Source organism: Vibrio sp. 2092 (assembly GCF_033339635.1).
In the GTDB taxonomy this organism is placed as follows: Bacteria; Pseudomonadota; Gammaproteobacteria; order Enterobacterales; family Vibrionaceae; genus Vibrio; species Vibrio alginolyticus.
The window spans coordinates 26201-49868 of sequence record NZ_JAWOUY010000001.1 but is presented as its reverse complement, the minus strand read 5'-3'; the positions used below and the strand labels follow the sequence as shown (position 1 = coordinate 49868).

The window sequence follows — 23668 nt, the reverse complement described above, 5'->3', positions numbered from 1 at the left end:
ATCGCAATGATATATAATTAAAACAATTAAATTTCTCTGAAAAGCAAGAAAGAGGGCTTAGCCCTCTTTATAAGAATATCAATTGTTCTGAGCTTAACAGGCGGTCATAAAGGTATCTGCCATTTCTTCAATTGTGTTGAATACCTGGTCGATAAACTCAGTAGATAATGAGCAGCATTCATTATGCTCATGAGATTTTCTACGGCACTCATCTAAAAGCTTAGCAAAATTCTCTTTTGAGTAGAAAATTTCAGGGCTTTCATCAAATTTCCCTTCGATGAAGTCTCGCTTAGAAGCGTTTAAGTATGTGTTCTCTAAACACCAGAATGCAGTTTTTAACTCAAGAGCGAGATCTGCAAACTTGTAGTTTGGGTCGTCCTCTTCGAAGGCTGTCATTACGTGCGAGCGAAGTGCGCATACTTCATAATGGGGGACTTTATCACCGTTAAACGCAATTTCAGTTTTGGTTTTATTCTTCGCAAGTGAGTCTTCAATAAGGAATTGAATCTCAAGATTCTGATCTGCAATGAGTTCAATCACATTATGAAATTCACCGCGAATTTTCGCCAATGCGTCCTGGTTGGCAACAGAAATTTTTAACTCTTCACGCTTAGGTAGAGAGCTAGCCTCGCCATCGATTACTTCACGAGGTGAAAAGTTGAATGTGAAGTCAGACATGCCTGAAATTACGGTAGCAAAGTCGTAGTCCGTGGTTTTTGCAAAGTGCTTCCTTGCAGAGCAAAGCTCATAGATGTTCCATACAGCCTTTGCATCATGCTTAACAATGGTATCACCTCTGTAATCAAGACGGTGGAGAAGACCATCTTCACGGTAAACGTGGACAGTGTTATTGTCGTAGTGACCACACATAAGAGAACCATCACTGAATAGATCTGCATGGACTTCCGTTGCTTTACTTTGATTTGTTAGAAAAGTGTTGAATTCGACTTGATTCATCATGATATCCTTGTTTGTGAAGGAGATGTTCTCTCTTTATGTTTATCATTATACACAAACAAGGTAGTGAGTCAAATTTTAATTAATAAAATAATTGATTTATGTCTAAGGATTACTGCTCATTGGATGCTGGTGCGCATAAGTTTGCCACCTTTAAAATTCTTTGTTTGCTCTTAGATAAATCCACAAATTCAGTGAATACCAGTGCATTTTCCTCATCAAAAACTTCAAATTTTGCGGTTTCGCTAGCCAGTAGTCCTTTAAATACCACTCTCTGTTCGGTATCAGTATCGTATTTAAAGGAATGCTTAAACTTCACCTCTGTCGCGGTAGTGCTAATTCCATTAATTGTGTTTTTATTGCTATCGTTGAATGATACTTTTGCAGTCATATTAGAGTTAGGTAGTGCAATAAAATCAGTGTTTCTGATTCTTATGGATATTTCCTTGTTTAAGTCACCACTTTCCTCGAAGTTAATATCGCATCCGAATGATATTTTTTCCGAAATTTGGGTGTAGGTATTGTGATGATACTTAGCCTTTTCAGATTCATTTATGCTGCCTTGATTGTCATCCATTGCAAGAGCAAATGATGAAAAAACTATTGTTGATAAAATGGCGATAGCATTTATTTTCATACTCAAGTTCCTTTTAATATTATTTATTTTTTTAAGATTTAAGAAATAATAGCAAGAGAAGGCAATAATTGTAAATTCAAACTCGAAGAGTTTGTTATGAACTTTTCCAAATGTTATAATTTATTAAAACAAATAACGGGAATAATCATGGCTAGTATTTCATACGATGGGAACAAGGCAATTGACTACAAATTGAATGTGTTTGCACAACTTGAGCTTGAAAAGTTAAATAATCTTGAAAACAAAATAAAGCTAGAAAGTTTGAATGAGCAAACTGACGGATTATCAAAATTACTTTATGTTAATCATGGCGTTTTTGTAAGAAATAAAAAAATAGACATTCCAGATTCTGAAATTACTGATATGAAGTTAATGAAACTTCTTGATAAAGTGAAGTCCAGAAATGGTGAAATGTATTTTGACGGTATTGACGAATTAAAAAAACCATTAAATATCTCAAGATTTCATAAGCAAAGCGGCGAAGTCGTTATTAGAATTGAATTTTCAAATGATCCTGCAACAGTAAGTTTTTTGCATCAGCTAAACAGTGACGGTTTGCTAGGGGAAACCGATAAAAAAAATCTTCCAGAAATTGAATCAATCACTCCGTCTTTCTTTGTGTCTAACAGAGATGCTGTAAGAGAAAGTGTTTCTAGCGGATCAAATCAAATCGATGTGGCAAAAATGATTTGTAAGGATTTTATTGAGCAGAAACCTCAATTTTTGGATATGTACGCTAAGCAAAATCTGAAACGGCGAACATCAAGTCTTGATATGGCAGTGTAGTTATTGATAGAATCTTAAAATACCGCATTTGGCAAAAAACTTCTGCGACATATTGTAGCTAGCATACCCAATTGCTTTTTCACCCTTACTCACTCACCTGCTTAAGGGTAGACGATAGGTGAATACAGCCCATAGCATACTATGGGCTTTTTTAATTATTAAATTATTTACCTTCTTTGTTATTTGTGTATAATTAGAAATAATAAAGGAGACATCGCCATGAACATTTCAGACCATTTACATGCCTGTCCAAACTGCGCAAAACCTAGCATTCATTTCTCTGTAGATGATTGGGAGTATGAATACTCCGAGCATGTGCTTGCCTGCCCTCACTGTTTGTTTTTAGATTACGCCGTTTATTCCTCTGGCGCACCTGAGAGATTGGAGTTTGAGTCTAGACCTCGGCAATGGCAAACAGTGATCCGCTATTTTGGTGCTAAAAGCCTCAGTGAATTGCGTGAGCTAACCTTAAACTCACCAGTGAATGGAAAGCCTATTGTAAGCTACGAAAACGTGAGTGATTTGTCAGTATACTGCGGTTTAAGCGGTGACAAGCTATTCAATAAAGATTGCAGAAATCGATGGTATTACTTGGAAAAAAGACCAACAACTAAAATGTTGGTACGCCATGAAATTCAGGCTTTGCAGAACGCCTTAAAGCCTTTTGTTCCTCAGGGTAATGTTATTCTTGAGTTTAGTGAGGATTTGCCGTTCTAATTTTAAAGCGGGTCTCTGTCGAGAGACCCGCTTTTTTTTACTCATCATCGGCAAGTCCGAGAGATTTCAGACTCTGCATTGCTTTGGCACATTCTGGTGAGCCATGCCTCAAACCATCAGAGACTGCTGCCTTTAATGAATCAATACCTCTCACATATCCAACGGTCTCCCCTATCTGATACCCGTTAAAGAAACCAGAGTTATATCCGCTTTCGAAAGCTGCTTCAGCCGCTTGCATCGCGCCGCGCTTTGCGGCTTCTTTCATCTCGTTTAGTTTGTCTTGATCGCTCATATGGCCTCCAAGTGGGTCTTAAACAAGCCTTTTCCGTAAGGCATAGTTGAGTCTAGTACATACCTAGAAAATTCGTTAGTACAATGCTGGTGGCTTATCTGGCTGCGAATAAATTTAATCGGTCTTGGATTTCCTAATGTGTTATTATTCTTGCAAATAAAAATGAAATAAGGAAAAGTTATGGGTTGGGCAACCAATTATATTAATGAGCTTAAAGGTGGGAAAACTATCTCATTCCGCCCTCGCGGTAACTCAATGGTGGGAAGGATTTCGTCAGGTCAGCTTTGTACAGTAGTTCCAGTTACGGAAAAAACCGAATTAAGAAAGGGTGATATAGTTCTGTGCTATGTCGGTGGTTCTCAATACCTCCATTTGATTAAGTCAATCAAAGGTAATCAGTATAGAATCTCGAACAATAAAGGGCATGTGAACGGCACAACCACGAGAAAAAACATTTTCGGGCTGTGCGTAAAGGTAGAGTCTTAAAGAATAGAGTTAACAAGTTCGCTTAGTTTAAAGTTGAGTTCTTCACTACTGCTAGCCTCAACATCACCAATCGATTGTGTTGAGTGGATGGTGCCAAGCCGAACACTAAAACTCTTGTTGTCGAATGAATCAATAAAAACCTCTAGATCAGATTCATCGCACTTAAATGATGCATAGTTCTGATCGATTGACATGTCGAAAGTAAACATGATAAAGCCTTATAAATTGAGTTATTTGAATTCAATTTATCATTGTAATCAAACAATATCTAGATCTTTCAAAATGAATAAAAACCCAAGTTTGCCAAAATAAAAATATCGCCCCTTGCGAGCGATATTTATCTTTGTACGCATTATTGTTTCAGATTAGCTCACAGAGAGTAGTCGGCTTGCTGTTTCTTTATGGATTAAGTTAAGTTTATCCACCGTTTCGATCATACTCATCTTGTTAAGAGAGTTGGAGATGTCATTTAAAGACTTGTACAAAAGCTGAGTATTAAATGTTTGAAACGAGATTTGGATAAGTTGCTTAATACCATATTCTTTATCATTGGCATCATTACCATCTGTAAAATGGTTGTCTAGGTATGAATGTGTCAAAACGCTTTGTAGCTCCTGAGCGACATTGCGCCATTGCATATCAGTCAATTGAACGCTACTCAAGATGCTCTTCACTTCCGTTGGTGGCTTCTTATCATGGAGAGCGCTACGCTGCTCCTTGGTGAGTTCAATGCTTGAGTAATCAGCGTTGTACGCAATTAATGGTCTGAAACCTTCATCCTGCATGATTTCGTGTTGGGACATGCTGGACTCAGCGAGAGCCATTTTTCTATCGCAAATGTACTTTGTGAGTTTTGAGCTAATGAATTCATCCACGCCACCAGCAAAGTATGGGATACTTTTCATCAAAGATACGTAGTAATCAATTACAATATTGCAATCGGATCGATTTAAAAACATTCCACCGTTTACCAAAATATCTTTAACACAGTCAATAATGTAGTTAAAAGATTTGGTTTCATTTCTTGTTAAAACCTGCAAGGTTTTCAAATCACGCTGATACGCATTTTGAGCAATCTTAATTTTTTCAACATCGCTAGAATTAAGAGTGTTATTGCTGGTTACAAAAGAAGAAAAAGGTAGTTGGTCACTTGTTTCTGCAAGTACCGTATTTCTGAACCACTCATCACTGTTGTCATTTTCTAAAAGTGTATCAGACGCTTTAAGCTTAAGACTTACGGTATCAAACTTATTGCGAAACTCTTGAGCTTTTTTAGCCGACTCGAATTCACAAGCAACATAGTTGAATTCACCTTCATATGAGGGGTGGGTTTTGCTTGTGATTTGGCTAAAGGTACTTGAGAAACTCTCTACAGCTTCTGGATTTGAAAAGACGTAGATTAAATAAGCCTTTTCAGGTGGCTCAAAGTAAATTTTTAAGCTTGATTGCTTATCAATATTGAATAAGATTTCAGATAGGATGTTAGTTTCTTTAGGCATGGCTTGATCCCTTATAAGTCCCGCCCGAAGGCGGGGCTTACCTTAATTATCTGTTTTGAATGAATTCGTATCGAGCTACGGTTTTACCTCTGTGCTCACCAACGCTTACCGTGTGCTTTTCACGCTCTGTTCTTGGGTATTCTGAATAGGTTTTTGTCTTTCTGTGAACACCGCCAATGAATAGCTCTGTACCGTCTACCAGATGAGCGATTACTGTCCATTTGTAATCAATCTTACTTACAAACTCGTCAGCTTCAGATTTAGCAGCATCTAGATCGCAATCAATGTTATCCAGTAGGTATGACTCAAAACGTTTGAATTTGCTGTTATGGTTTTCATCTAAACCTAAAACAAAGTGCGTAAATTCATGCGCCATCACTGCTTTAAGCTTATTAACGAAGCGTGTTTGTAGGAAAAGAGGGTGAACGCTTACATAGATATCACCATTGCCATCAACATGTGCTTTAGCGAAAGCAGATTGATATGTTCCCACTCGTACCGCGCTGTTTACTTGATGCTTCCAGCTTTTGGTCGGAATGGCTTTAGAACATTGTTCAAGAATTTCATCGTGGATTTTCTGGATTTCGTCTAAAGTTAGATTGTTCATGGCTTGCTCCTTAATCTCTATGTTTCTAATTATATAGACATTAAGGCTAAAGTCAATAATTTAATAATTAAAAAAGGATATTTAAGCGCAATTATTGCAGCGGTAAAGCTCTTTTGTATCGTGATTATCCAAAATGCAATCACAGACATCTCAATGCAAACGCCCCTCTAATTCGGACTCGTTACAAGAAAAAGCGAGGAAGATTGATATCTGCAAACTTTGTTTGCTTCTTAGCTCACTTTATGAGAACTGTTGTCTTTTGAAGATTTATTCATTGAATCTTACATTGTGATGATCATGGAAAATTGATGTTTATAGACCCCTCCCTAAGGAGGGGATGAACAATAGTTTACATCTCTGTCATACCATATGAGTCCACAAAGTAGTAAGTGTCACCGTACTTAATGATGTCTCCTACACTCATGCTGGTATGGAATAAGCCTTGCGCTTTAATGAAAGGTGCTGCTTCACCTTCTGGGCTATATGATTCACCCTGAAATGAGCAAAACAGATCTTCTACTGCAATTTGCGTTTGGATTTCACAGAGCAGTCCGTAGTGTGTTTTTAGCAATTCTTCGGTGTCAGGTAATGAGTGGTGCTTTTTCACAAAGTCCAAACCCATGCCTAAATCTAAGCCTAAATTATCTCTATTTTTACGGTAATAGATTTTTACTTTCTCTCCACCTTTAGTGATGAGTCTTTGGATTCCTGGTAGGTCAGTGATTGATTCGAACTTGTGCATGGCGGTATTCCTCTTTAAGTTTTCATTCATTATACTCAAATAAGGCATTAGGTCAATATTTAATTATTTAATATTTATTTGACCGCGCAACCAATTTATGTATAATAAAGAACAAGAAAACTTCTGATCGATAAATTAGGTGATGAAATGTCAGGTTCGGAATATTACTCGAAATGTCCAAATTGTGGTAAGCCAGCGCTTTCTAAATATGATTCTTCTGGTTACGGCTTTCGTTTTGATGCCTGTCCTCACTGTATGTTTTTGTACTATACAGATGGTGCAAATTGCCCTACTACTCTGCGAGTTGACGTTTGGAATGCGATTTTGAGCGCAAACGAGTTAACGCTAAAGACAGCAAGAGAACAGTTATCTGTCATTCCGAATGATCGATTAGATAGTACAGTGTTTTCGTATAGTACAACCAGCGAAAGCGAGATGAATGCTTTGACAAAGCTTGGTGGCGAAAAGCTGTTTGAGTTCAGTAGAAAAGCCTATCTGTACAATTACAATCACTCTAAGCCATCAGTAAGATTTTTTGAGCGGCAAGCTAGAAAAGAAGCCTGTTGCAATTTGAATGATTGTATTCCATTCTGATTTTTCAAGATGATATAAGGACGTGAAAGTGGATATTTTTGATAAGGCTCTTACAGAGAGTAAGCTGCTTGTAAAAGACGGTGTTTACTATGAGGTGCGTCTCCAAGATGGTCACGCATGTATTTTTCCTGTTGGTGGCGGTATTGTTACTCGTGTATGTAACTTGAAAGTGCGTGAAGGGTTCCAGATTGCGGACAGCGGCATCCCTAAAACGTACAAGAAAGGCTTTTTTACTATTGATAACGATCCTAACCTCACCTTTGAAGGTTACGCAATTCCTGGCGACCTATGGAACGGATTCGAAAAGCCAGTGTTCGAGATTCAAGTTGCCTGCAATATCGCGGAGGCTGTAAATAAAGAGTTAGGAGACTACTACCATTGTGTTCGTGACAATGAGAATAAGTGCTTTACTCTAAAAGAGCTGGAAAATGACTACACCAATGAGCTGAATGATTTCGAGATTGAAGTCGATGGTAAGAAGCTTGAGGTGGTAAGCTTTATGTCTAGTAACTGGTGTTGGGAAGAAGTCTAGTTCCATTTCATTGTGTCCAAAATTGCGGTGCGAGACTGGTTTTTGCATCGCTTTTTATTTATTTAAATATTGACCGATAATGCAATTAATGTATAATCGAACAATAAATAAATTAAAGGACACCGCCAAAATGAATAACGAAATTCAAATTTCGCTATGTGATGAAACTATCTATGTTTGTGTGAGTGAGACTGACACAAATGAATCCCTAGCGACAAAGATTATTGAGAAACTAAAAGATGGTATTGTTTTTCATGACTGTGAAGTCTTCAATATTCATCGACTCGGCAATATCTTAGATGGTTCGCTTGTGATGAGAAAAGAAGTCATGCGACTCGTTAAGCTTGCAGAGAACACAGCAAAAGGTCAAATGAAACGCGCTGAAACCAACGGAGAGGCGTTTGATTTGAATAAGGCGTACCTAGATAATCTGGATGAGTTCTTGGGGAGATTATGTTCAGAATCTCATTCCAAGTTTCAATATTATGAAGCAAAATCCCAAGAGATTTTAAATCGTTTATGTTCAAAAATCTTTGAAGCTTGTGATGATGCCGATATCGATTTCTGTCTTGATATTGATGACGACATTGAGGATATCCTTAATCCATTACTATCAGAACTACTGGAACAATCCGACAAAACGACTCCAAAAGACTTGTTTGCGCATTACGGTTCGCGATTCGAGTTACAGTTCAATCCGTTCTTTGATTTGGATTCCGTTAGCGCTGAAGATGAAACGTTTTCTTTGAAGTATAAGAGTAATGTTTCAAGCGATCTTGATACCGCGATGAGCGACAAGCCACTAGCGTACTTAATGGCACTTGCTAACATCAAAATCGAAGATTTTGTTAATCAGGCTGATCGTGACCTGACTGAGGAAGAAAAAGAATACCTGCTCAATATTCCTGAGTATTCGCTTAATCAAGGAAGCAAGCAGCTTATCAATACCAAAGGGATGATTGAGCTACTAAGAAATGCTGGATATGGTGGTTTACCAATTTGGTTTGGCTATATGGATGCTTACCAGTTTATCTTCCGTGATTTGACAAAGCCATGCCGTATCCAACGCGGTGCGATTGCTCTTTTTGATGCTGTTTGGGGATCTGGTCATGACCAAAATATCAAATCTATGGTGGTGCCTGAGATTAACGGTTGGAAAGCTTGTTTTGGCAAGGATGATAGCTACATGGACAAATTCGGATGTGCTGCTTACTTTTATCGTTCGGAACTAGATACAGTTTCTGATCTTAGTCAGCTCGCAGCTTAACAATAAAAGGGAATTCAGATGCAATGCTAGCCTTTGGATTCCTTCATGAAATTTAATGGATATATGCATTATGAAATTGAATATGATTGTTAATGATGAACAAGATAATGCTTTTCTGGTGATTCACAATGACAATATCGAGAATAGTCTGTTGAGATGTGATAATGTAGCCTCAACTAATAATGATGCTCTTAAAAAGCTTCGTCTTTTGAACCTTAAACGTAACCTTGTAGCATCAACAAATATCGACGTATCCACTATCAATTCGAGTCGTTTTGAAAGTCTTGAGTCTTTAGGGATTGCGATGAATGAGTTGGCTGTAAGTCAGCTATCTCACAAGCTTAAACAGTTCGGGGAAAATCAAGACAGCATTAAAGGTTTTGTACACAAATTTGAAATGTGCCATCGAGGTACGGTTCCAACAATTTGTGTTGTAAATCGATACGTAGATGTGACGGTATTAAGTATCTCTGACAACAATCCAGACGAATGTCATGTCACTCGCTTTTTCAAAATTGGCGCTACTTGGGAGCATAGCTTCGAAGTGCAATCAAAATCAATGCATGTCGCTTACCCTGCAATGATCCAGGCTCAACTTTAAGGAATTAATACGATGAGTTTTACAACAATTTGGGGAAACCCTGAAGGCGAGCATATTCTACTAGAGTCAAAATCTGATCTGGTGACTCTTTTGAATAAGATTGGTGTTATTGATTTTGAAGATGTTGAGCATTTGGGGATTAAAGCTTTAACTCGACAAATGACTGATCAGGAATTGAGCGATCAAGGTGTTGAGTTTGACCCTGAATATCCTGAAGATACCGAATTGTACTTAGCAAATCGGATCGAAGAAGAAGTGTATATCGCACCTATTTTTGATGTGAATTCCCTATTCGAAGAGCACCAATTAGCGCTAAAGCCAATTGCTAAATTCGGATTAAAGCCATACCTTTTGACTGAAGATAACATTGAAATTGATAATGAGATGTATCAGTTCCCTTGTGTGGTATACGCTAATATTTTCACCGATAGTGACCGATGTGGAACTGTAGAAGCCAAAATGTGGCACGTAACTCCACTACGCTCAATGAAAAAAGTGTCTTCTCTTCAGGAGTACGAAGACAGGAATAGTGAAATTTGGAAAGCGCGACTTGATGAAAATGTGAAATTTGCTAAAGAGAAGGCGGATTACTTCGCAGCAAAAAACCAGAATTAACCTGTCCAATTTATCACACAAGCCCGTCAATGACGGGCTTGTTTCTTTTTTGTTGCAGATAATTTATAATTTACTAAATAAATAACAATAAAGAATATTATGAAAAGTGACATATATCTTGGAGATCACCGCAAGGGTGAAATCGAAATAGAAAAAGAAAATCCTGTATTTTCGAATAGATTCATGACCTTGTATGATGATTTCGTCATATTCCCCAACGGTCAAAAAGGAACGTACATTCGCGAGTCGTGGAACGCTCCCTACGGTGTTATGGTAGTGCCAATCAATGAGGATGGCGAACTCATGCTTGTGAGGAATTTTAGGCATCATACAAGGCGTTGGGGATGGGAAATTGTGAAAGGTTTTGGTGTTGAAGATCTATCCCCTATTGAATGCGTGAATAAAGAGCTGGAAGAAGAAATTGGCTTGATTGCCGAAGATATTCAAATCATTAAAGAGTTTCCAGATAACGGTCTAATTACTAGCCTATTCGTTGCAAAATCACTCAAAGATGGTGTTGAATGCAGGGAATATGGGGAGGCGATTTCGGATGTTAAATCATTTTCAAAAAAGGAATGCCTTGAATTGATGGCGCACGATGATTGTCATGACATATTGACCTTATTCTCTTTGTCTTTGTTCGTTTCAGGTCAACTTGATTGATCACATCTTAGCTTTAAGCCTAACTCATTCATAACGACTAGCACGGTTTTAAGACACGGATTTCCCTTCCTGCTTAATGTTCGATACAGGGTTTCTCTAGAAAGCCCTGTTTTGTCAGCAAGGTGACTCATCCCCTTCTCTCTGGCGATCTTGCCTACTTGGTAAGCTAGTTCTTGATGCTCACACCTCTCAATCGCTTGGTTTATCTTCTCGATTGTCTCTTTCATCTGCTTTCTTTTTTCTTATTGAAACTTCGACAATCCTACCTGTTTATCGGTTTGTTAGCAATCCAGGACGCGGTTTGAAATTTAATAATTTATTCAAAAAATGCTTTACCAACTAACTTATATATGTATAATTAAAAACATCAAAGCACAAATTGAATAAATAAAGAATAAAGGTGTCCACCATGAAAATGCACGTTCTACGTTCTCGCACTTCTCAACATGTAGCTTATTACTCACACCGTCTTGAGAAAGGTATTGCTGATGCATTGCGAAATCGTGGTCAGGTAATGCGAAAGGCAATGTTTTGGAACTTTGCCGTTGATATCCCATACCCTGAAGCGTTGCTTGTTGGTCACTGCTTTACCCGTACAAGCAAAAACTTGCCGCAAACTCAAGAACACACAATTTACCAAGCTGAAAATGGTGAGTTTGTTGCTTACTTCATGTCATTTGAAGAAGCTAGACAAGGCGTGAAAGAGAGTCCTAAGCTGGACTGCGCACGAATCACTGAAGTTATTGTAATGGTTCCAGATATTGAGGCTCTTGCTCATGGCGTTCCAGTTAAGATCTCTGAAAAGCGTTGTCCGCGAGTTATCCAAGCCGATGCTGTAGATAATTTCTGGAAGTTTCATGGTGTCGATCATGAGCAATGGGAGCAAATTGACTTCCCTCAATACAAGCAGCGCGTTAAGGCTCGAATTGAAGAGCATAAAGCTAGCGGTGTGGTCGATCCTGAATTCAAGCGTAAGATTGAAGACCTAAAAGAAATGGTTGAAAATGCGCATAAAGGAAAAGGTATCGTTATTAAAACGGTAAGCGATGCTCAGACAGCATAATCATTTAAAGCTGGCGAATTATTTAGGGAAGGCTCTGCCTTCCTTTTTTATTGACTTTAATAATTAAAAGCATATAATCATGAAAAAAGGAGCTGAAAATGCCTGTAAATAATGAAAGTATTCCGCTTTTAGAAGGTGATGTTTTTAGAACTGTTTCTGGACGAATTACTACTCCATTCCCTAGAACGAACTACAAGTCTGAAAAGCGCAATTCAAGAAACATTAATGAATGGTTAAAAACCAATGCCATTAATGAAGCTAAAGCGACCAACAATGAATACATGACCACTATTTTAAGTGGGTTGAATGTAGATAACTGGTCTCCAGCGGATTCTTCTCAAGTAAACCTGTTTTTGTTTAACGACTCCGAAGGTCGCATTGGAAATCTAAAAGTAGCTTAAAGGAATTTGACTATGCCATCAGCTTCAGAGCAGCTATACCTCAAGCATCATGAGGAATTCGAATCCTGGTTTGAGTCAATTCATCCAAATCATAACCTCACTTTCGAATGGGAGTTTGTTTGGGATTCGGGTTGGTACAAGGAAGAAATGGCACAGGGTGCTTGGATTGCTTGGATTGCACTAACTAATAAACAACCAATTTAGTTGATACATTGAGGTGTCATAATGGATAAAACATTGTTTGATGGGATTCTCTTGTTTTCAAAAGAGCAAGGGGTTTACCTTGGCTCATTCATTGGGTTGGGGTTCTGGTCTAATTGGGATCCTGTAGGTCAAGTCTCGGCAGTAACATTCAAAAATGAGTCTGAAGCTAAGAGCTTTGTAGAATCTTGGGAGTGCGAGCCACCAGAGGATTTGCAGTATTTAAGCGTTAAGACAGTTAGTGAGCATTCTGCAACGATCAAAGAGTGTGTGGAAGCTGGCGCTGATGCGTGGGTTCCAGACACAGAAGCGACAAAGCACTAATCGACCTTCCTCACTTGTGAGGTTCAGTTACAAATTTAAGAAATAGATAAGCGGTGTAATAAATGACAAAAATCCCATTGAATGTGGTTAATACAAAAATTGATTGGGAAGCTGAATTAGAGCTTCAAGACGGTCGTCCAGTTAAGGTTATTGACCAAAATAATGATGTCGCAAAAATTGAAGGGAATGGTTTTACGGTGCTTGTGACAAAATCTACAGGTCTACCGACTACCGATATCATGAGTTGGGACTTATTCCCTGTTCGCAGTAAAGGGAACGTTGTACATGCATCGTTTGGGCGAGAAGTATGTCTTGAGGATGAGGTGAACGAAGAACATCTTCGCGCTTTGTTTTCAAATATGCTTGATGAGGAAAACTATGAGTCTGAGTATGAAAGCATGATTATGATTTCACACTTAGCGATGTCGCATTGTCACAACATGGTTGTTGAGATTCTTTTTGGTGATCACTGGAGTCAGATCAGAGATTACGAAGATTTGGAGCTACCAACTATTGAAGAGTGTTTGTCTAGTTCAACTAAGCCTATTTCTACAATGTTCCAGACATATCCGTTCAAGGCGTTCGGGCGACAATCTGTAGATCGATGGATCAGCTTGGTTTCGATTCCTCTACTAAATTTGGAAGATTGGGTGTGGGGGCAAGACTCAATTCAAGATATTGCAAATATCCATGCTCGTAGACTCATCGGGATTCTACGAACAAACAAAGACTTTTCGAAGATTTGTCAGATTATGAATGCTCTGAACGAAGGTGAAGATGTATCAGCAGAATTGCTAGAAGGTATGAACCTTTCAAGCTTTGAAATGAAAAAGTTTCTGTTAGAATTGCTAGAAGCAAATCAAAAAACAATTATTCAATAAATAAGGTTAGACCATGAAATTCATTATAGTTAATGAAGATTCAGTAATTAACATTGAATCAATCACCAGTATTAAGAAGTCACCAGGCATTACCAGTGATAAAAGTGCGGTCATTAACACTGTTGATGGTAAGTCTGAAAAGGTGCCTGGATTAAAGCCTAAAGAAATCCTAAAGGCTATAGCTTATCTTAAAGACTTTGATAGTTTTGGAAATGAAATGACATATGCAGAAATTACACATGGAAAATTGCAGGTTTTTGCTATGGATGATTCAGTGCTTTCTACAAAAGAGCTTTAAGGTCGTTGAATAATCTCTGATTATTGTGATAATACCCTTATTGCATATCCAGTAAGGGTGTTTTTTGTATGGAATATAAGGAAATGGAATGTTGGGACTACAACATCTAAACAAGAAGTTGATATTTTTTACTTTGTTGTTAGCTATCGCTATTGAGATAGCAATTGTTGCATTTGATGGGAAAGGTAGATACTTTTCTATAGCTGTGTGGATCACTCTTTGCGCATATCACATATTCTTTGTGTTCAGGGAAAAATCTACAGGAGACTCCCTTTGGGGTTGGGCGTTTTATTATCTTCTCATTGGGCTGCTAATAGTATTAACTATTGGTGTTATCATATGGGCAATGACCGCCTTTAAGATCGTTGAATCAATCATGACAGGCGTGTTTGTTGTAGGCTTGATTTGTCTATTTGCGTTCTCTTCTGGGGGGTCTCCTTCCAGCAGTGGTAGTAGTGGAAGTAGCAGTTCTAAGTCTAAGCGAGTTGAGGAAGAGCGCTGCTTCTATTGTAATAAAACTTATTACCCAACTGTGTTTTATACTGGATATTGTAGTACCGCGTGTGAACAAGCAGAAAAAGATGAGCGATATAATAAGTTCAGATCTTAGAAAATTAATAAAGAAAAAAGCCATTACTCAGTAATGGCTTTTTTGTTGTTAAATGTATTGAACAAAATCTCTTTCATCGGTAGTGCCATCATACTTATTGGCGTAAAACGTAACTTTTGTGTCAGAAAAATATAGAGGATCCATGAACCGCTTTTTGGTCTCATCTTTACTATCACGAGTTTCACCATACTCTCTTAAGATGAAGCCACAGTCTTCGTAATTCCAATCTACTTCGCGAATCATTTCGTCATGGTGGCATCGAACCAAGTCACCCAAGTACAACTCTTTCCCATCTGAATCCTTGATTTGGGTATAAGGTAATAAAGAAACTGATTTTAACGATCTCTGTGCGGGACAACCAGAAAGTTGAACAGTGTTCTCTTTGAAATTTATGGCTAGTACATCATGAATCTGATTTGAGGCATTCTTGCCTTTAAGAATCACTGCCTTGTATTTTGCTTCAAGCATAAGCGCCCTATTTAACTGTATAAAACCTAATATTTTTTATGGTTCTAGTTTAACCGATAGCAATACCCAAACAAATGCCTGTGGCTAAATTAGAATTGGTTGATGAGTCTTTGAGCATTTCAAGCTCGTCAGGGTCAAGCCATACCCCTTTACATTCAGGGCATCGGTCAATGATAATTTCAGACTCTTCCAAAACAACCTTTTCCATTTTTTGACCATCTTTTGGACACAAAACAACATCTTCACGACTCGTCAAGATATCAATCTTGCATGTTCCACATGTCGGTTTTTTCTCAAAAGTCAGTTTTGTAGGTGTTTCGCATTTAAAGCATGGCTGCTTCTTCTTAAAAAACATATGTCCTCCAAAAAAAGAAAAGCCGATAATCGGCTTTTCTTTTTGATTTATTTTTCAAAAATAGTGATATCAAAATCACCAAGATGCTTTAAGCTTTCAGGTGTGAGTTGCATTTTATTTTTGTTGATTTTGTCAACGAGACTGAAAGTTGCATTGATCGAATCAAGCAAAATTTGATTTAGCTCCTGAACTTCCAACATTGGTGTGCTAACACCATTATCTGAGCCAGTAAGGTTAACCTTTAGATCCGTCATGTAGCCATTGTCATCAATGATGCCGTTTAACACATTAATCTTGTTAGGCATAAAACCTTTAACGTGTACTGTGAAGCCTAGTGACGTGATTTTGAAGGTGTTTGCGACCTTAGTGAAGGTGGCCTCCATATCATCAAAAACATAGTTGGGGTTTGAATCTAAAACGAAATCTTCTTCGTTTCCGTTAAGAGTAATACCGTCATCCCAAGTCAATGCGATAGAGTTGTTGTTAGAAAGACAGATAATATGGAAGTTACCATTTAAATCTTTCTGAACAATGTAACCTTCATTCTTCCAAAAGACTTTTTTTCCAGCTTGAATTGCTGCCTTAATTTCAGTGAGAGTCATTGTTATTTCCTCAAGCTATTAGACTTTGTAGTATTTCATCGGGCTAACAATGTATTTGTCACGATTGCTAAGCCAGCAATCTTTTTTTCCGCAAATGGCATTAACCAGGGAAGTTACATCGTCATTCAGAGTTTCGTTGCTAGGAGTTCCGCTGGCGCTATAATCAGAGCCTACAGTGATTTGATACGTATCAATCCTATCTTCAATCATCTTTTTAAATAATGTTAATAGCTGATGCGTTGCATTGTTTCGAACAAGTGATACCTGAACCAAATTAGCACCCGCAATATCACCAGATTTAATGGTTACTACCGCAATTTTTTTTAAATGTTCAGGCATATCTTATCCACAGTAATTGTCTACATGGTTATTATACATAAACAACACTAAAAGTAAATAATTAAATCTACAGGGTGAAGGTAATATCACTAGGGTTTTTAGCTCTCATAATTGAGTTTTCAATATCGATTAATCGTCTATTGACCTCAAGAATTTTGCTTAGAGGTTGATTATGGTGAAACAGCTCCCACATCTTGTTTCGAAGTTCGTACCCGTCATTAAGTGCATCAATGTTGTAATTTGGGATTGTTTTTGAGGATAAGTCCACTTTACCCTTCCAAAACTCGACAGCACTATCAAATAAGGCATGATATGTAACAGTTAGAGCTGAAACCGTTGAGTCAAGATTGCTTAACTCAGATTTCATCGCTTTTTGACCTTTGATCTTAGCGCCATGTGTACGAGCAAGCTCAATGACAGATTTCAGTTTATCCTGAACCGCTTTTACGGACGGAATATCGATGCGCTTTTCACCTGCGAATGAGGTAGATGCGCCAATAATGCGTAACTCATTATTGCTGATAACAGCATGTTCAAGGGAAATTACTGAAGTTGTCATATTCGAAGTTCTCTATAATTAGGCAGGAAATATCCCTGCCTCTTTTATCTTTATTAATGACCAAATTATACATGGGTAAGCATAAAAGTAAATAATTAAAACTCACCCCTGATTACATTTGATTTTTCTAATGTAATTACAGCGATATTTAGAACGCCAGTACCTTCAAACTGTTCCTTAACCTCATAGTTGATGGTCATGGTGATATCGCTTGGAAGTTCAGATTCTTTACCTTTAACTGATTGAGGTACTACAGCAACCACCTTACCGCCACTTTTTAATAGGCTCATTGCAGCTTTTAGGTGAGTCCAATACAATTGATTTAGGTATGGTGGATTCATGATAATCCAGTCGAAACGATCTGATGTTTCATTCGCATAATCTAGGAAGTCTTTTCGCTCAACCGAATAGCCCAATCCTGCAACCACAGCGCAATTTAGAGCGTTAATGTCGAAACATTTGGTTTGGTCTTTAGGTAATAACTTTGCAAGCTTACCGCGCCCCACAGAAGGCTCGCAAACATCCTCGTTTGCATCAATATTAATCACATCTGAAACTAAGCTGCAAATGTAATCTGTGCTCTCATAAAGCTGGTGGCTAACCACTTCTGGATATGTTCCAACACAAATCAGATGATCGAGTGCATCATAAGGGTTAAACTCGCCCAACTTCCATTCAAGCTCATTGGTAAAGCTATCTAAAGTGGGTTCGCTACCAAACACTGTAGATAGAATAAACTTTGCTTCGTCTAAGTGATTTGTATCGAACTTATTAAATGAAAGAGTCGCAACGTAGGTTGATTTATCTCGAATACGCTTAGGTGTGAATGCGCGTTTACCAGTTACATATTCAGAGTTATCAATAAAAGGGTGGCTGATTCTAACCTGGCTAAATCTAGCACGTACCTCATGACTGATAAGTGTGTCTACGGGCGCTAATGTTGATTTAAACAAGGGCTTAATTTTTCGAGCTTGAGGCAAGCAATTAGGGTGAAGGTTTGCCAAAACAGCATTAAGTTGATCGGCAATAGTCCAGTCGATTTCAATGTGTACAGTGCCTTTCTTAAATGCTTTGATGCGTAATGAACCACCATCAGCTAGTAACCATTTACCAGTATTGTCAAATACGCGGTATAAGATAACTTCGGTTGAGCGAACGGTAGGCATCTCGTTTTCACCGCGCAGTAATGAGATCACACATCGTAAATCGTGTACATATCCACTTGTTTTAAAATCTTCAACGCTAGAACCGCATTGACTAAAAATCATTCGGTTTCTAAAGCCTGCTGGAGAGTTGGTGACATGTTCAGGAGATAGCTTTGTAAAAATGGTGTTGATTCTATGAGTGAAAATACTCTCAATATCACCAATGTAGGATTGTAACTGAGCTTCAGCGTTTTCTCTGTTGAATTCAGGGGTTTTCTTGGCGACTGTTAAGCTATCCTTCCAGTTGTTGTACGAACCTGTATCCATGTAATTACGGAGTTTAGTGTCATCAATTAAATGCAGCCAGAAAGTAGCGTCAAGGGATTTAATCGCATTATCTAAGCTGTTAAGAAATAGCGAATTGTTGCCTGAAATAAGGTGAGCGGAAATGACAGATCTATGAGCATTGACATACTGATATGCATCTTTGAGTTCTTGCTTAGTGACTTCGTATTTCAGCATGATTTCATCGAGTTTATCACCAAGATACCTTGGGTTAAATGTAGAAACACCACTCGATTGATGGTTGAATACTGATGGTAATGCGCTGCTCATGTTAGATTTCCTTTACCTTACTTGTGTTTTTATTATACATGAATCACAACAAAGGTAAATGTTTAATTATTTAAAAATCCAGAGTGGTTTTGAATAATTCGAAATTTTTCTTGTCTACCATTAGTAGATCACCATCGCTTAGCTTAATTGGGAAAAAACCTCTATCGCAGTAGAAGTCGATGAGATCAAAACCTTTCGCTTGAGGGTTTGAGACTCTTGCTAACAAAAAAATAAGTTCTGACTCTTTCACTTTATCTAAAAAGCTATCAAGCATTTGAGCACCGAAACCATGACCTCTATGTTCAGGATTCACATAGATCTTTGTTAAAAAGGATACTCGCTCAAAATTTTGTTCTACAACGGTAAGGAAATCAGTCATGAAGCGCTCATCGAAATCACTGGTCATATCAATAGCATCATCAATCATAAATTGATCTTCAGTAGAAGATGTGTAGACACCTCTTAGTTCACCGAATTCGTGGTTTTCTGCAATATAATGGCTCATGACTGATTACCTGTTTGAATTTAATTATTTAATAATACACAATTAACATTAAGAGTCAATTTTATGGTATGCAGCTAACCGCATCTAAAAAGTCACAAGCCGAACAGGTGCATGGCTCAAGACAAACACCATCTTCATCATTTTTCTTCTTTTTCTTTCTTCGCTTAAGTTCCTCGCTTGCCTGCTTACAAGCAGAAAACTGCCCCTTAATGTCTGAAAACCCGCTTATCAATCCTTTGGATTCGATAATGGCTTTCACGCTTCCTGAGCATCCATGAGTATTGTTAAGTACCCCGTATGCACAACGAAATCCCTTCTTTGGCGATATGAATTTTTGGTAGAATTGTATTGCAGATAAAGATATTTTGCTTAACATTTGGCTTCCTTAATTATTAGTTTTTAAAGTTATTTTAATTGACATTCGCAATTTTAAGATCGATAGAAACCAAAGTAAACCAAGAATTGAATGATCCAAAATTTCAATTTTGGTGATAAATTTGAGAAAATAGAAAAAATTAAGAAAAAATGGTGTTTTTCCTATGCCGTGTATGAACTGCATTAATGAAATATGTCAAAGTAGATGCTTGCCATCTAGGGAGCTAATGCTCAAGCAACTTAAACCTAAAATTAAAGAAGATATGTTTGAGAGTTTTTCTGAAAAGCCAACCGATTTTATTGTTGCTGTTTACAATAAGGTGTTTTTTAGTGACGAGGCGCTAAACAGAAAAAGAATGAGTCAAAATGAGATAAGCCTATGAAATCTTGATAAGCAACCTATAACATAAAAAACCAGAATATAAAAAGGAAAAAGCTTGGTAATATAGCTTTGCATTTTTACTAAAAAATAATTAAGATTGCAAAAAATAAATAAATAAAAAAGAATAAAAATGAAAAAAGAAATTGCGTTTCAAAGAAATATCATAAACTTTTTAACCTCTCCTGTATCACAAGGCGGTCTCGGGTATGAGGAAGCTAATGCTCAGACTGTTACAGACGACCTTGTTATACCTAGCGTAGCTAAAAGGTGGTTCTCTCAAGGTAGAAATAAAACATCCTACGAAAAACTAAAAAAAAGAGCAAAGAGTGATTCATGGATGGTTGAGCTTATAAAAGAAGTTCAGTCTCGAATATCCAGGTCACAATACAATATTGCGGAATTTTTACTAAGAAACAAAAGCATAACATTTGAGGGTCAGGAATTTTATCTTTATGTTGTTTCAAACAATGATAACGAAGAATTCTTTGGCGAAAAAATGAATGAGTCAGGCAATATCTTTACAGTTGTAGAGGAAGTTGTTTACAAAAGAAATCCAGATGGGGTGTCTAGTCGAAGACCAGATCTATGCTTCTTTATTAATGGTTTTTATTTCTCTTATCTAGAGATTAAAAATTTAGATTCAAGCGGGAGTGTTGATCATGGTATAGATAAGATTCTAACTAATTATGCAGAGGCGCATGATTTTGTTTCGAACAGTGATGAGAAATCAGACAGTTACCGACACGCTTTACAGCTTTGGTCTCAACCTTGCTCAATAATAAGTCTAGATAACTCCGATGCATCGGTTGCCCGCAATTTGCATGGAGAGTTAAAAAAAGATGCTCGATCACTGGCTAAGGATAAGTATGGCTCTTATACACAGATTGACTATTACAACAAGGGTCGTAAACTATTCAAAAGAATAATAACTTCCTCCAGAAACAAGTCAGGTATACCTATCCTTAAATTGAGTGATACTTTGAAAGAGGTTCTGACTAGCTATTATTCAAAACACAGTGTCTACAATGAAATCGCATATTATAATTTTGTTGAGTCTAGCGCTGTGGAGAAAAGTAACTCAGTACCAATCTCTCCTAGACCTAAGCAGAAATTTGGTGTCGATAGAACGATTTCAAGGATCACCACCCTACTAAAGCATGAGTCAGATCCAGATTTTTTGATTAATGAAATCCTTAATCATGAATCTGTTGCTCAAAGAAATCAGCATGAAAAAGACGCTCTTATATACGAGTACAATAGTATTAGTGGATTTAACAAAATCAACTCTATTCTTCTTCAGTATTCGGCAGGTTTTGGTAAAACAAATATCATGGCGTGGCTTGCAGGACGAATAAAGAACTTACAATTCGATGCAAAGCCAGCATATGAAAAAGTGTTTCTTGTTGCAGACCGACTTGATTTAAAAGACCAAATAAATAATAAACTGAATTCAATGCCTGGGATGGATAACTCTAGTTTTGCTGAAATAGGAAGTAAAGATGAGTTGGTGGAGGCTTTGGAGTCCACAAGTAAAAAAGTAATAATAATTAATATACAGAAGTTTAGAAGCGCGAATGCAATCAAAAAGCTCTTACTTGAATCCAATATCGCCAGAACCAATAAGCGTTATGCATTTATTATTGATGAGGTTCATAGAAGCAACTCAGGCGATCAACACCAGAATATGATGAGTATATTCAGTGATGCTGTAATATCAAAAAAAGTGAAGAACCTTGTTATTGGCCTAACTGCAACCCCTTCTGAGGAAGTGCTTGCCAGATTTGGCTCTTTTCATAGCTACAAAGAAAAAAGATGTGCATTTGATGCTTTTACCATGAAAGAAGCCATTGATGAGGGGTTCGTGCTTAATCCAGTTGATGGTTTGGTTAAGCCAAGTTTTAAAGTTGTAGTAGACTCTGACAAGTCAGAGATTGATGCGAAGTCCGAGTCTTATGACTTTAAGAAGGAGGATATATATGAGAACCCTAAGAGAGCAAAAGCTATTGTTAAGCACTCTACCCGTATGATGTTTGACAATATTTTTGACAGAATCAACCCTAAAGGTCAAACAAGCAGAGGAAAAGCCATGTTTGCTTGTCACTCTGTTAAAGCGGCTCAAATGTACTATCAATTTTTTTCTGAGGAGTTCATAAATTCTAAAGTCCAACTTCTAGAAAGTCTTGGTGCAAGTAACGCACTTGTTGAAAAGGTGAAAAGTGGTCAGGATATCAATGATGAAGACATGCTTTCATTCAATAAAAACAAGCGTAAAGACATTCTTAAGCGCCTTCACGCTAGAGTTTACGTTGTTTATACCAATAATAAGAATGCGCAAGACAGTATTCCTAAAGAATCACATACGCTTTGTGGTTTCTCTAATGAAAAAGAAGTGATTAAGCATTTTAAGTCGTCACTCAATGGGTTAATTATTGTTGTAAAGAAATTGCAAACAGGCTTTGATGATCCGAACCTGCACACTCTTTTTCTTGATCGTAACATTAAAGACATTGAAGCTGTGCAAACTTGTTGTCGTGTTAACCGTACAGCTAAGGGTAAAGAAGATTGCCTTGTGATCGACTGGACTCACGAAAACAACAATATAGAAGAAATAAAAAAGGCATTTAGAAAATACGAAAACCTAACTATTTCTGGAAAAATTGTTGCAACAGATATTCTGTCTGAAATAGAGGGTTTTTATCAGAATATGCGTCGTGATGATGGAATTAAGAAGCTACTGGCTTTCGCACGAAATCATTCAGGAAGAAAACTCGATGAAAAGTTTCAAATGGAAGTTGAGGATGTCGTAGTTTTGGTCGCGAAAGAAGTAGAGAAGCGTGTTTCTGATAAAAAAGAGTTAAAAGAGTATCTCAAAGAGTTTGTTAAGCCAATTATAGGATATGTCAATCATATTGAAAAATATAAGGTTGTTGTTGATATTGACAAAAAACACCTCTGTCACATCCGACACTTTGTTTTGCGTATGTTCTTATCTAAATTGCGAGCCGTGAAGGAGTCAAAAGACTTAATACCAGTCAATGTAATCATTGATGACGATGATTTGGCGTTTATGCTGGAAGATGTGGTTATTGAAGATGATGTTAACGCTAGCTCTAGCGGAAGTGGTAAGCCTGTTGAGGTAAAATCAAGCATTTCCTACATATCAGACCTAAATCGTGACGAGATTACCCGTGAGGATTTTAAGCACTGGTACTTCGAGCAGAGAGATCTAGTGTTTGATTTTATTCAGGATAGAAATGTTGATTTTGTCAATATCATCAAGGATGGTGGGCGCTTGGAATTTGATGGTTTCAAAGCAGCTTTAATGAAGGTGATGCGCGGAAATAATGCTAAAAAGTTTGGTGTTGACGAGAATTTTGTTAAGTGCCTTAAGGAGTTTGTTTGCCCACAAAAGAACAGTGCAAGCACTCTCTTCTGCGGGGAGCTGAAGACCGAATTCGAAATCAAAATAAAAACTTATAACTGATAAAAAGCTTGCCATAAAATGGCAAGCTTTTATAATTCATTAAATAAAGCTTAATAGCTAAACACA

General features: G+C 37.5%; 34 protein-coding genes. 18 read left to right on the top strand and 16 right to left on the bottom strand.

From position 1 onward, the window contains the following. Nucleotides 1-93 precede the first annotated feature (93 nt). A complete protein-coding gene (locus R7P80_RS00320; protein WP_318096333.1) occupies nt 94-960 on the bottom strand; it encodes a hypothetical protein in 867 nt (288 codons plus the stop codon). Nucleotides 961-1069: 109 nt separating this feature from the next. Further along, a complete protein-coding gene (locus R7P80_RS00315) occupies nt 1070-1594 on the bottom strand; it encodes a hypothetical protein (RefSeq protein WP_273981133.1) in 525 nt (174 codons plus the stop codon). A gap of 147 nt (nt 1595-1741) precedes the next feature. Here R7P80_RS00315 and R7P80_RS00310 point away from each other — a divergent pair, with 147 nt between their 5' ends. Further along, nucleotides 1742-2380 (top strand): hypothetical protein, encoded by a 639-nt coding sequence (locus R7P80_RS00310; RefSeq protein ID WP_318096331.1) that lies wholly within the window; start codon nt 1742-1744, stop codon nt 2378-2380. Between the two features lie 219 nt (nt 2381-2599). Continuing rightward, a complete protein-coding gene (locus R7P80_RS00305) occupies nt 2600-3097 on the top strand; it encodes a hypothetical protein (protein WP_038128524.1) in 498 nt (165 codons plus the stop codon). Nucleotides 3098-3134: 37 nt separating this feature from the next. On the opposite strand, the gene R7P80_RS00300 is transcribed toward R7P80_RS00305, so the two are convergent. Beyond that, nucleotides 3135-3389, bottom strand: a complete 255-nt coding sequence (locus tag R7P80_RS00300; protein WP_318096328.1) for a hypothetical protein — start codon at nt 3387-3389, stop codon at nt 3135-3137. A gap of 180 nt (nt 3390-3569) precedes the next feature. Here R7P80_RS00300 and R7P80_RS00295 point away from each other — a divergent pair, with 180 nt between their 5' ends. After that, nucleotides 3570-3875, top strand: a complete 306-nt coding sequence (locus tag R7P80_RS00295) for a S24 family peptidase (protein WP_038128525.1) — start codon at nt 3570-3572, stop codon at nt 3873-3875. Here R7P80_RS00295 and R7P80_RS00290 read toward each other — a convergent pair. From R7P80_RS00290 to R7P80_RS00275, 4 genes are all read right to left on the bottom strand, one after another. Further along, nucleotides 3872-4084 (bottom strand): hypothetical protein, encoded by a 213-nt coding sequence (locus tag R7P80_RS00290; protein ID WP_020330786.1) that lies wholly within the window; start codon nt 4082-4084, stop codon nt 3872-3874. The two genes, R7P80_RS00295 and R7P80_RS00290, sit on opposite strands and share 4 nt — an antisense overlap. A 156-nt stretch (nt 4085-4240) precedes the next feature. Next, a complete protein-coding gene (locus R7P80_RS00285) occupies nt 4241-5374 on the bottom strand; it encodes a hypothetical protein (protein ID WP_318096322.1) in 1134 nt (377 codons plus the stop codon). A 46-nt stretch (nt 5375-5420) separates the two neighbouring features. Then, nucleotides 5421-5981 (bottom strand): hypothetical protein, encoded by a 561-nt coding sequence (locus R7P80_RS00280; RefSeq protein ID WP_038128529.1) that lies wholly within the window; start codon nt 5979-5981, stop codon nt 5421-5423. Nucleotides 5982-6330: 349 nt separating this feature from the next. Next, a complete protein-coding gene (locus R7P80_RS00275; protein WP_053317857.1) occupies nt 6331-6723 on the bottom strand; it encodes a hypothetical protein in 393 nt (130 codons plus the stop codon). A gap of 147 nt (nt 6724-6870) precedes the next feature. On the opposite strand from R7P80_RS00275, the gene R7P80_RS00270 reads away from it, so the two are divergent. From R7P80_RS00270 to R7P80_RS00245, 6 genes are all read left to right on the top strand, one after another. After that, a complete protein-coding gene (locus R7P80_RS00270; protein WP_021485990.1) occupies nt 6871-7317 on the top strand; it encodes a hypothetical protein in 447 nt (148 codons plus the stop codon). A 28-nt stretch (nt 7318-7345) separates the two neighbouring features. Continuing rightward, nucleotides 7346-7849: a hypothetical protein gene (locus R7P80_RS00265; protein WP_045592277.1), complete on the top strand. Its 504-nt coding sequence runs from the start codon at nt 7346-7348 to the stop codon at nt 7847-7849. A gap of 130 nt (nt 7850-7979) precedes the next feature. Then, complete coding sequence (locus tag R7P80_RS00260) at nt 7980-9116, top strand: hypothetical protein (RefSeq protein WP_318096318.1); 1137 nt, start codon at nt 7980-7982, stop codon at nt 9114-9116. 70 nt (nt 9117-9186) lie between these two features. Then, on the top strand, nt 9187-9717 hold the full coding sequence (locus R7P80_RS00255; RefSeq protein ID WP_318096316.1) for a hypothetical protein: 531 nt from the start codon (nt 9187-9189) through the stop codon (nt 9715-9717). Between the two features lie 12 nt (nt 9718-9729). Further along, on the top strand, nt 9730-10332 hold the full coding sequence (locus R7P80_RS00250; RefSeq protein ID WP_229623945.1) for a hypothetical protein: 603 nt from the start codon (nt 9730-9732) through the stop codon (nt 10330-10332). Nucleotides 10333-10431: 99 nt separating this feature from the next. Continuing rightward, nucleotides 10432-10995: an NUDIX hydrolase gene (locus tag R7P80_RS00245; protein WP_256430176.1), complete on the top strand. Its 564-nt coding sequence runs from the start codon at nt 10432-10434 to the stop codon at nt 10993-10995. Here the strand turns inward: R7P80_RS00245 and R7P80_RS00240 are convergent. Further along, the gene (locus tag R7P80_RS00240) at nt 10983-11222 is read right to left on the bottom strand and encodes an addiction module antidote protein (protein WP_318096312.1); all 240 of its coding nucleotides are present in this window, start codon (nt 11220-11222) and stop codon (nt 10983-10985) included. The genes R7P80_RS00245 and R7P80_RS00240 overlap by 13 nt on opposite strands. A 182-nt stretch (nt 11223-11404) precedes the next feature. Between R7P80_RS00240 and R7P80_RS00235 the strand changes: the two genes are divergently transcribed. The 7 genes from R7P80_RS00235 (at nt 11405) to R7P80_RS00205 (ending at nt 14773) form a co-directional block, all read left to right on the top strand. Beyond that, complete coding sequence (locus R7P80_RS00235; protein ID WP_229623946.1) at nt 11405-12058, top strand: hypothetical protein; 654 nt, start codon at nt 11405-11407, stop codon at nt 12056-12058. A 98-nt stretch (nt 12059-12156) separates the two neighbouring features. Then, nucleotides 12157-12459: a hypothetical protein gene (locus R7P80_RS00230; RefSeq protein WP_267410927.1), complete on the top strand. Its 303-nt coding sequence runs from the start codon at nt 12157-12159 to the stop codon at nt 12457-12459. Nucleotides 12460-12471: 12 nt separating this feature from the next. After that, nucleotides 12472-12663 carry a hypothetical protein gene (locus R7P80_RS00225; protein WP_045592268.1) on the top strand — a complete coding sequence of 64 codons (192 nt, stop codon included), beginning with the start codon at nt 12472-12474 and terminating at the stop codon, nt 12661-12663. A 21-nt stretch (nt 12664-12684) separates the two neighbouring features. Continuing rightward, nucleotides 12685-12984, top strand: a complete 300-nt coding sequence (locus tag R7P80_RS00220; RefSeq protein WP_318096309.1) for a hypothetical protein — start codon at nt 12685-12687, stop codon at nt 12982-12984. A gap of 62 nt (nt 12985-13046) precedes the next feature. Continuing rightward, on the top strand, nt 13047-13865 hold the full coding sequence (locus R7P80_RS00215; RefSeq protein WP_318096307.1) for a hypothetical protein: 819 nt from the start codon (nt 13047-13049) through the stop codon (nt 13863-13865). Between the two features lie 13 nt (nt 13866-13878). Then, complete coding sequence (locus R7P80_RS00210) at nt 13879-14163, top strand: hypothetical protein (protein WP_048516442.1); 285 nt, start codon at nt 13879-13881, stop codon at nt 14161-14163. 88 nt (nt 14164-14251) lie between these two features. Further along, entirely contained in the window at nt 14252-14773 is a 522-nt protein-coding gene (locus tag R7P80_RS00205) for a hypothetical protein (protein WP_038128552.1), read from the top strand. Nucleotides 14774-14821: 48 nt separating this feature from the next. Here the strand turns inward: R7P80_RS00205 and R7P80_RS00200 are convergent, their stop codons facing one another. From R7P80_RS00200 to yidD, 8 genes are all read right to left on the bottom strand, one after another. Next, nucleotides 14822-15241: a hypothetical protein gene (locus R7P80_RS00200; protein ID WP_229623949.1), complete on the bottom strand. Its 420-nt coding sequence runs from the start codon at nt 15239-15241 to the stop codon at nt 14822-14824. A 49-nt stretch (nt 15242-15290) separates the two neighbouring features. After that, complete coding sequence (locus R7P80_RS00195; RefSeq protein WP_318096304.1) at nt 15291-15596, bottom strand: zf-TFIIB domain-containing protein; 306 nt, start codon at nt 15594-15596, stop codon at nt 15291-15293. Between the two features lie 47 nt (nt 15597-15643). After that, nucleotides 15644-16198, bottom strand: coding sequence for a hypothetical protein (locus R7P80_RS00190; RefSeq protein WP_318087335.1), 555 nt, complete (start codon nt 16196-16198; stop codon nt 15644-15646). 18 nt (nt 16199-16216) lie between these two features. Further along, a complete protein-coding gene (locus R7P80_RS00185) occupies nt 16217-16537 on the bottom strand; it encodes a hypothetical protein (protein WP_318096302.1) in 321 nt (106 codons plus the stop codon). A gap of 67 nt (nt 16538-16604) precedes the next feature. After that, the gene (locus R7P80_RS00180) at nt 16605-17096 is read right to left on the bottom strand and encodes a hypothetical protein (RefSeq protein WP_045592260.1); all 492 of its coding nucleotides are present in this window, start codon (nt 17094-17096) and stop codon (nt 16605-16607) included. Nucleotides 17097-17191: 95 nt separating this feature from the next. Continuing rightward, nucleotides 17192-18856, bottom strand: coding sequence for a DUF4942 domain-containing protein (locus R7P80_RS00175; protein ID WP_318096299.1), 1665 nt, complete (start codon nt 18854-18856; stop codon nt 17192-17194). A gap of 70 nt (nt 18857-18926) precedes the next feature. Further along, nucleotides 18927-19361 (bottom strand): GNAT family N-acetyltransferase, encoded by a 435-nt coding sequence (locus tag R7P80_RS00170; protein WP_053319386.1) that lies wholly within the window; start codon nt 19359-19361, stop codon nt 18927-18929. Nucleotides 19362-19422: 61 nt separating this feature from the next. Next, nucleotides 19423-19737, bottom strand: a complete 315-nt coding sequence (yidD, locus tag R7P80_RS00165; RefSeq protein ID WP_318096297.1) for a membrane protein insertion efficiency factor YidD — start codon at nt 19735-19737, stop codon at nt 19423-19425. Nucleotides 19738-19963: 226 nt separating this feature from the next. Between yidD and R7P80_RS00160 the strand changes: the two genes are divergently transcribed. Both R7P80_RS00160 and R7P80_RS00155 read left to right on the top strand, forming a co-directional pair. Beyond that, nucleotides 19964-20119 (top strand): hypothetical protein, encoded by a 156-nt coding sequence (locus R7P80_RS00160; RefSeq protein WP_318096296.1) that lies wholly within the window; start codon nt 19964-19966, stop codon nt 20117-20119. A 129-nt stretch (nt 20120-20248) separates the two neighbouring features. Continuing rightward, entirely contained in the window at nt 20249-23602 is a 3354-nt protein-coding gene (locus R7P80_RS00155) for a DEAD/DEAH box helicase family protein (RefSeq protein ID WP_318096294.1), read from the top strand. The last annotated feature ends 66 nt before the right edge of the window (nt 23603-23668 follow it).

Bases quoted from the DNA above. Each gene is read 5' to 3' on its own strand.
- R7P80_RS00320 (WP_318096333.1), bottom strand. From the start codon at position 960: ATGATGAATCAAGTCGAATTCAACACTTTTCTAACAAATCAAAGTAAA.
- R7P80_RS00315 (WP_273981133.1), bottom strand. From the start codon at position 1,594: ATGAAAATAAATGCTATCGCCATTTTATCAACAATAGTTTTTTCATCA.
- R7P80_RS00310 (WP_318096331.1), top strand. From the start codon at position 1,742: ATGGCTAGTATTTCATACGATGGGAACAAGGCAATTGACTACAAATTG.
- R7P80_RS00305 (WP_038128524.1), top strand. From the start codon at position 2,600: ATGAACATTTCAGACCATTTACATGCCTGTCCAAACTGCGCAAAACCT.
- R7P80_RS00300 (WP_318096328.1), bottom strand. From the start codon at position 3,389: ATGAGCGATCAAGACAAACTAAACGAGATGAAAGAAGCCGCAAAGCGC.
- R7P80_RS00295 (WP_038128525.1), top strand. From the start codon at position 3,570: ATGGGTTGGGCAACCAATTATATTAATGAGCTTAAAGGTGGGAAAACT.
- R7P80_RS00290 (WP_020330786.1), bottom strand. From the start codon at position 4,084: ATGTTTACTTTCGACATGTCAATCGATCAGAACTATGCATCATTTAAG.
- R7P80_RS00285 (WP_318096322.1), bottom strand. From the start codon at position 5,374: ATGCCTAAAGAAACTAACATCCTATCTGAAATCTTATTCAATATTGAT.
- R7P80_RS00280 (WP_038128529.1), bottom strand. From the start codon at position 5,981: ATGAACAATCTAACTTTAGACGAAATCCAGAAAATCCACGATGAAATT.
- R7P80_RS00275 (WP_053317857.1), bottom strand. From the start codon at position 6,723: ATGCACAAGTTCGAATCAATCACTGACCTACCAGGAATCCAAAGACTC.
- R7P80_RS00270 (WP_021485990.1), top strand. From the start codon at position 6,871: ATGTCAGGTTCGGAATATTACTCGAAATGTCCAAATTGTGGTAAGCCA.
- R7P80_RS00260 (WP_318096318.1), top strand. From the start codon at position 7,980: ATGAATAACGAAATTCAAATTTCGCTATGTGATGAAACTATCTATGTT.
- R7P80_RS00255 (WP_318096316.1), top strand. From the start codon at position 9,187: ATGAAATTGAATATGATTGTTAATGATGAACAAGATAATGCTTTTCTG.
- R7P80_RS00250 (WP_229623945.1), top strand. From the start codon at position 9,730: ATGAGTTTTACAACAATTTGGGGAAACCCTGAAGGCGAGCATATTCTA.
- R7P80_RS00245 (WP_256430176.1), top strand. From the start codon at position 10,432: ATGAAAAGTGACATATATCTTGGAGATCACCGCAAGGGTGAAATCGAA.
- R7P80_RS00240 (WP_318096312.1), bottom strand. From the start codon at position 11,222: ATGAAAGAGACAATCGAGAAGATAAACCAAGCGATTGAGAGGTGTGAG.
- R7P80_RS00235 (WP_229623946.1), top strand. From the start codon at position 11,405: ATGAAAATGCACGTTCTACGTTCTCGCACTTCTCAACATGTAGCTTAT.
- R7P80_RS00230 (WP_267410927.1), top strand. From the start codon at position 12,157: ATGCCTGTAAATAATGAAAGTATTCCGCTTTTAGAAGGTGATGTTTTT.
- R7P80_RS00225 (WP_045592268.1), top strand. From the start codon at position 12,472: ATGCCATCAGCTTCAGAGCAGCTATACCTCAAGCATCATGAGGAATTC.
- R7P80_RS00220 (WP_318096309.1), top strand. From the start codon at position 12,685: ATGGATAAAACATTGTTTGATGGGATTCTCTTGTTTTCAAAAGAGCAA.
- R7P80_RS00215 (WP_318096307.1), top strand. From the start codon at position 13,047: ATGACAAAAATCCCATTGAATGTGGTTAATACAAAAATTGATTGGGAA.
- R7P80_RS00210 (WP_048516442.1), top strand. From the start codon at position 13,879: ATGAAATTCATTATAGTTAATGAAGATTCAGTAATTAACATTGAATCA.
- R7P80_RS00205 (WP_038128552.1), top strand. From the start codon at position 14,252: ATGTTGGGACTACAACATCTAAACAAGAAGTTGATATTTTTTACTTTG.
- R7P80_RS00200 (WP_229623949.1), bottom strand. From the start codon at position 15,241: ATGCTTGAAGCAAAATACAAGGCAGTGATTCTTAAAGGCAAGAATGCC.
- R7P80_RS00195 (WP_318096304.1), bottom strand. From the start codon at position 15,596: ATGTTTTTTAAGAAGAAGCAGCCATGCTTTAAATGCGAAACACCTACA.
- R7P80_RS00190 (WP_318087335.1), bottom strand. From the start codon at position 16,198: ATGACTCTCACTGAAATTAAGGCAGCAATTCAAGCTGGAAAAAAAGTC.
- R7P80_RS00185 (WP_318096302.1), bottom strand. From the start codon at position 16,537: ATGCCTGAACATTTAAAAAAAATTGCGGTAGTAACCATTAAATCTGGT.
- R7P80_RS00180 (WP_045592260.1), bottom strand. From the start codon at position 17,096: ATGACAACTTCAGTAATTTCCCTTGAACATGCTGTTATCAGCAATAAT.
- R7P80_RS00175 (WP_318096299.1), bottom strand. From the start codon at position 18,856: ATGAGCAGCGCATTACCATCAGTATTCAACCATCAATCGAGTGGTGTT.
- R7P80_RS00170 (WP_053319386.1), bottom strand. From the start codon at position 19,361: ATGAGCCATTATATTGCAGAAAACCACGAATTCGGTGAACTAAGAGGT.
- yidD (WP_318096297.1), bottom strand. From the start codon at position 19,737: ATGTTAAGCAAAATATCTTTATCTGCAATACAATTCTACCAAAAATTC.
- R7P80_RS00160 (WP_318096296.1), top strand. From the start codon at position 19,964: ATGCTCAAGCAACTTAAACCTAAAATTAAAGAAGATATGTTTGAGAGT.
- R7P80_RS00155 (WP_318096294.1), top strand. From the start codon at position 20,249: ATGAAAAAAGAAATTGCGTTTCAAAGAAATATCATAAACTTTTTAACC.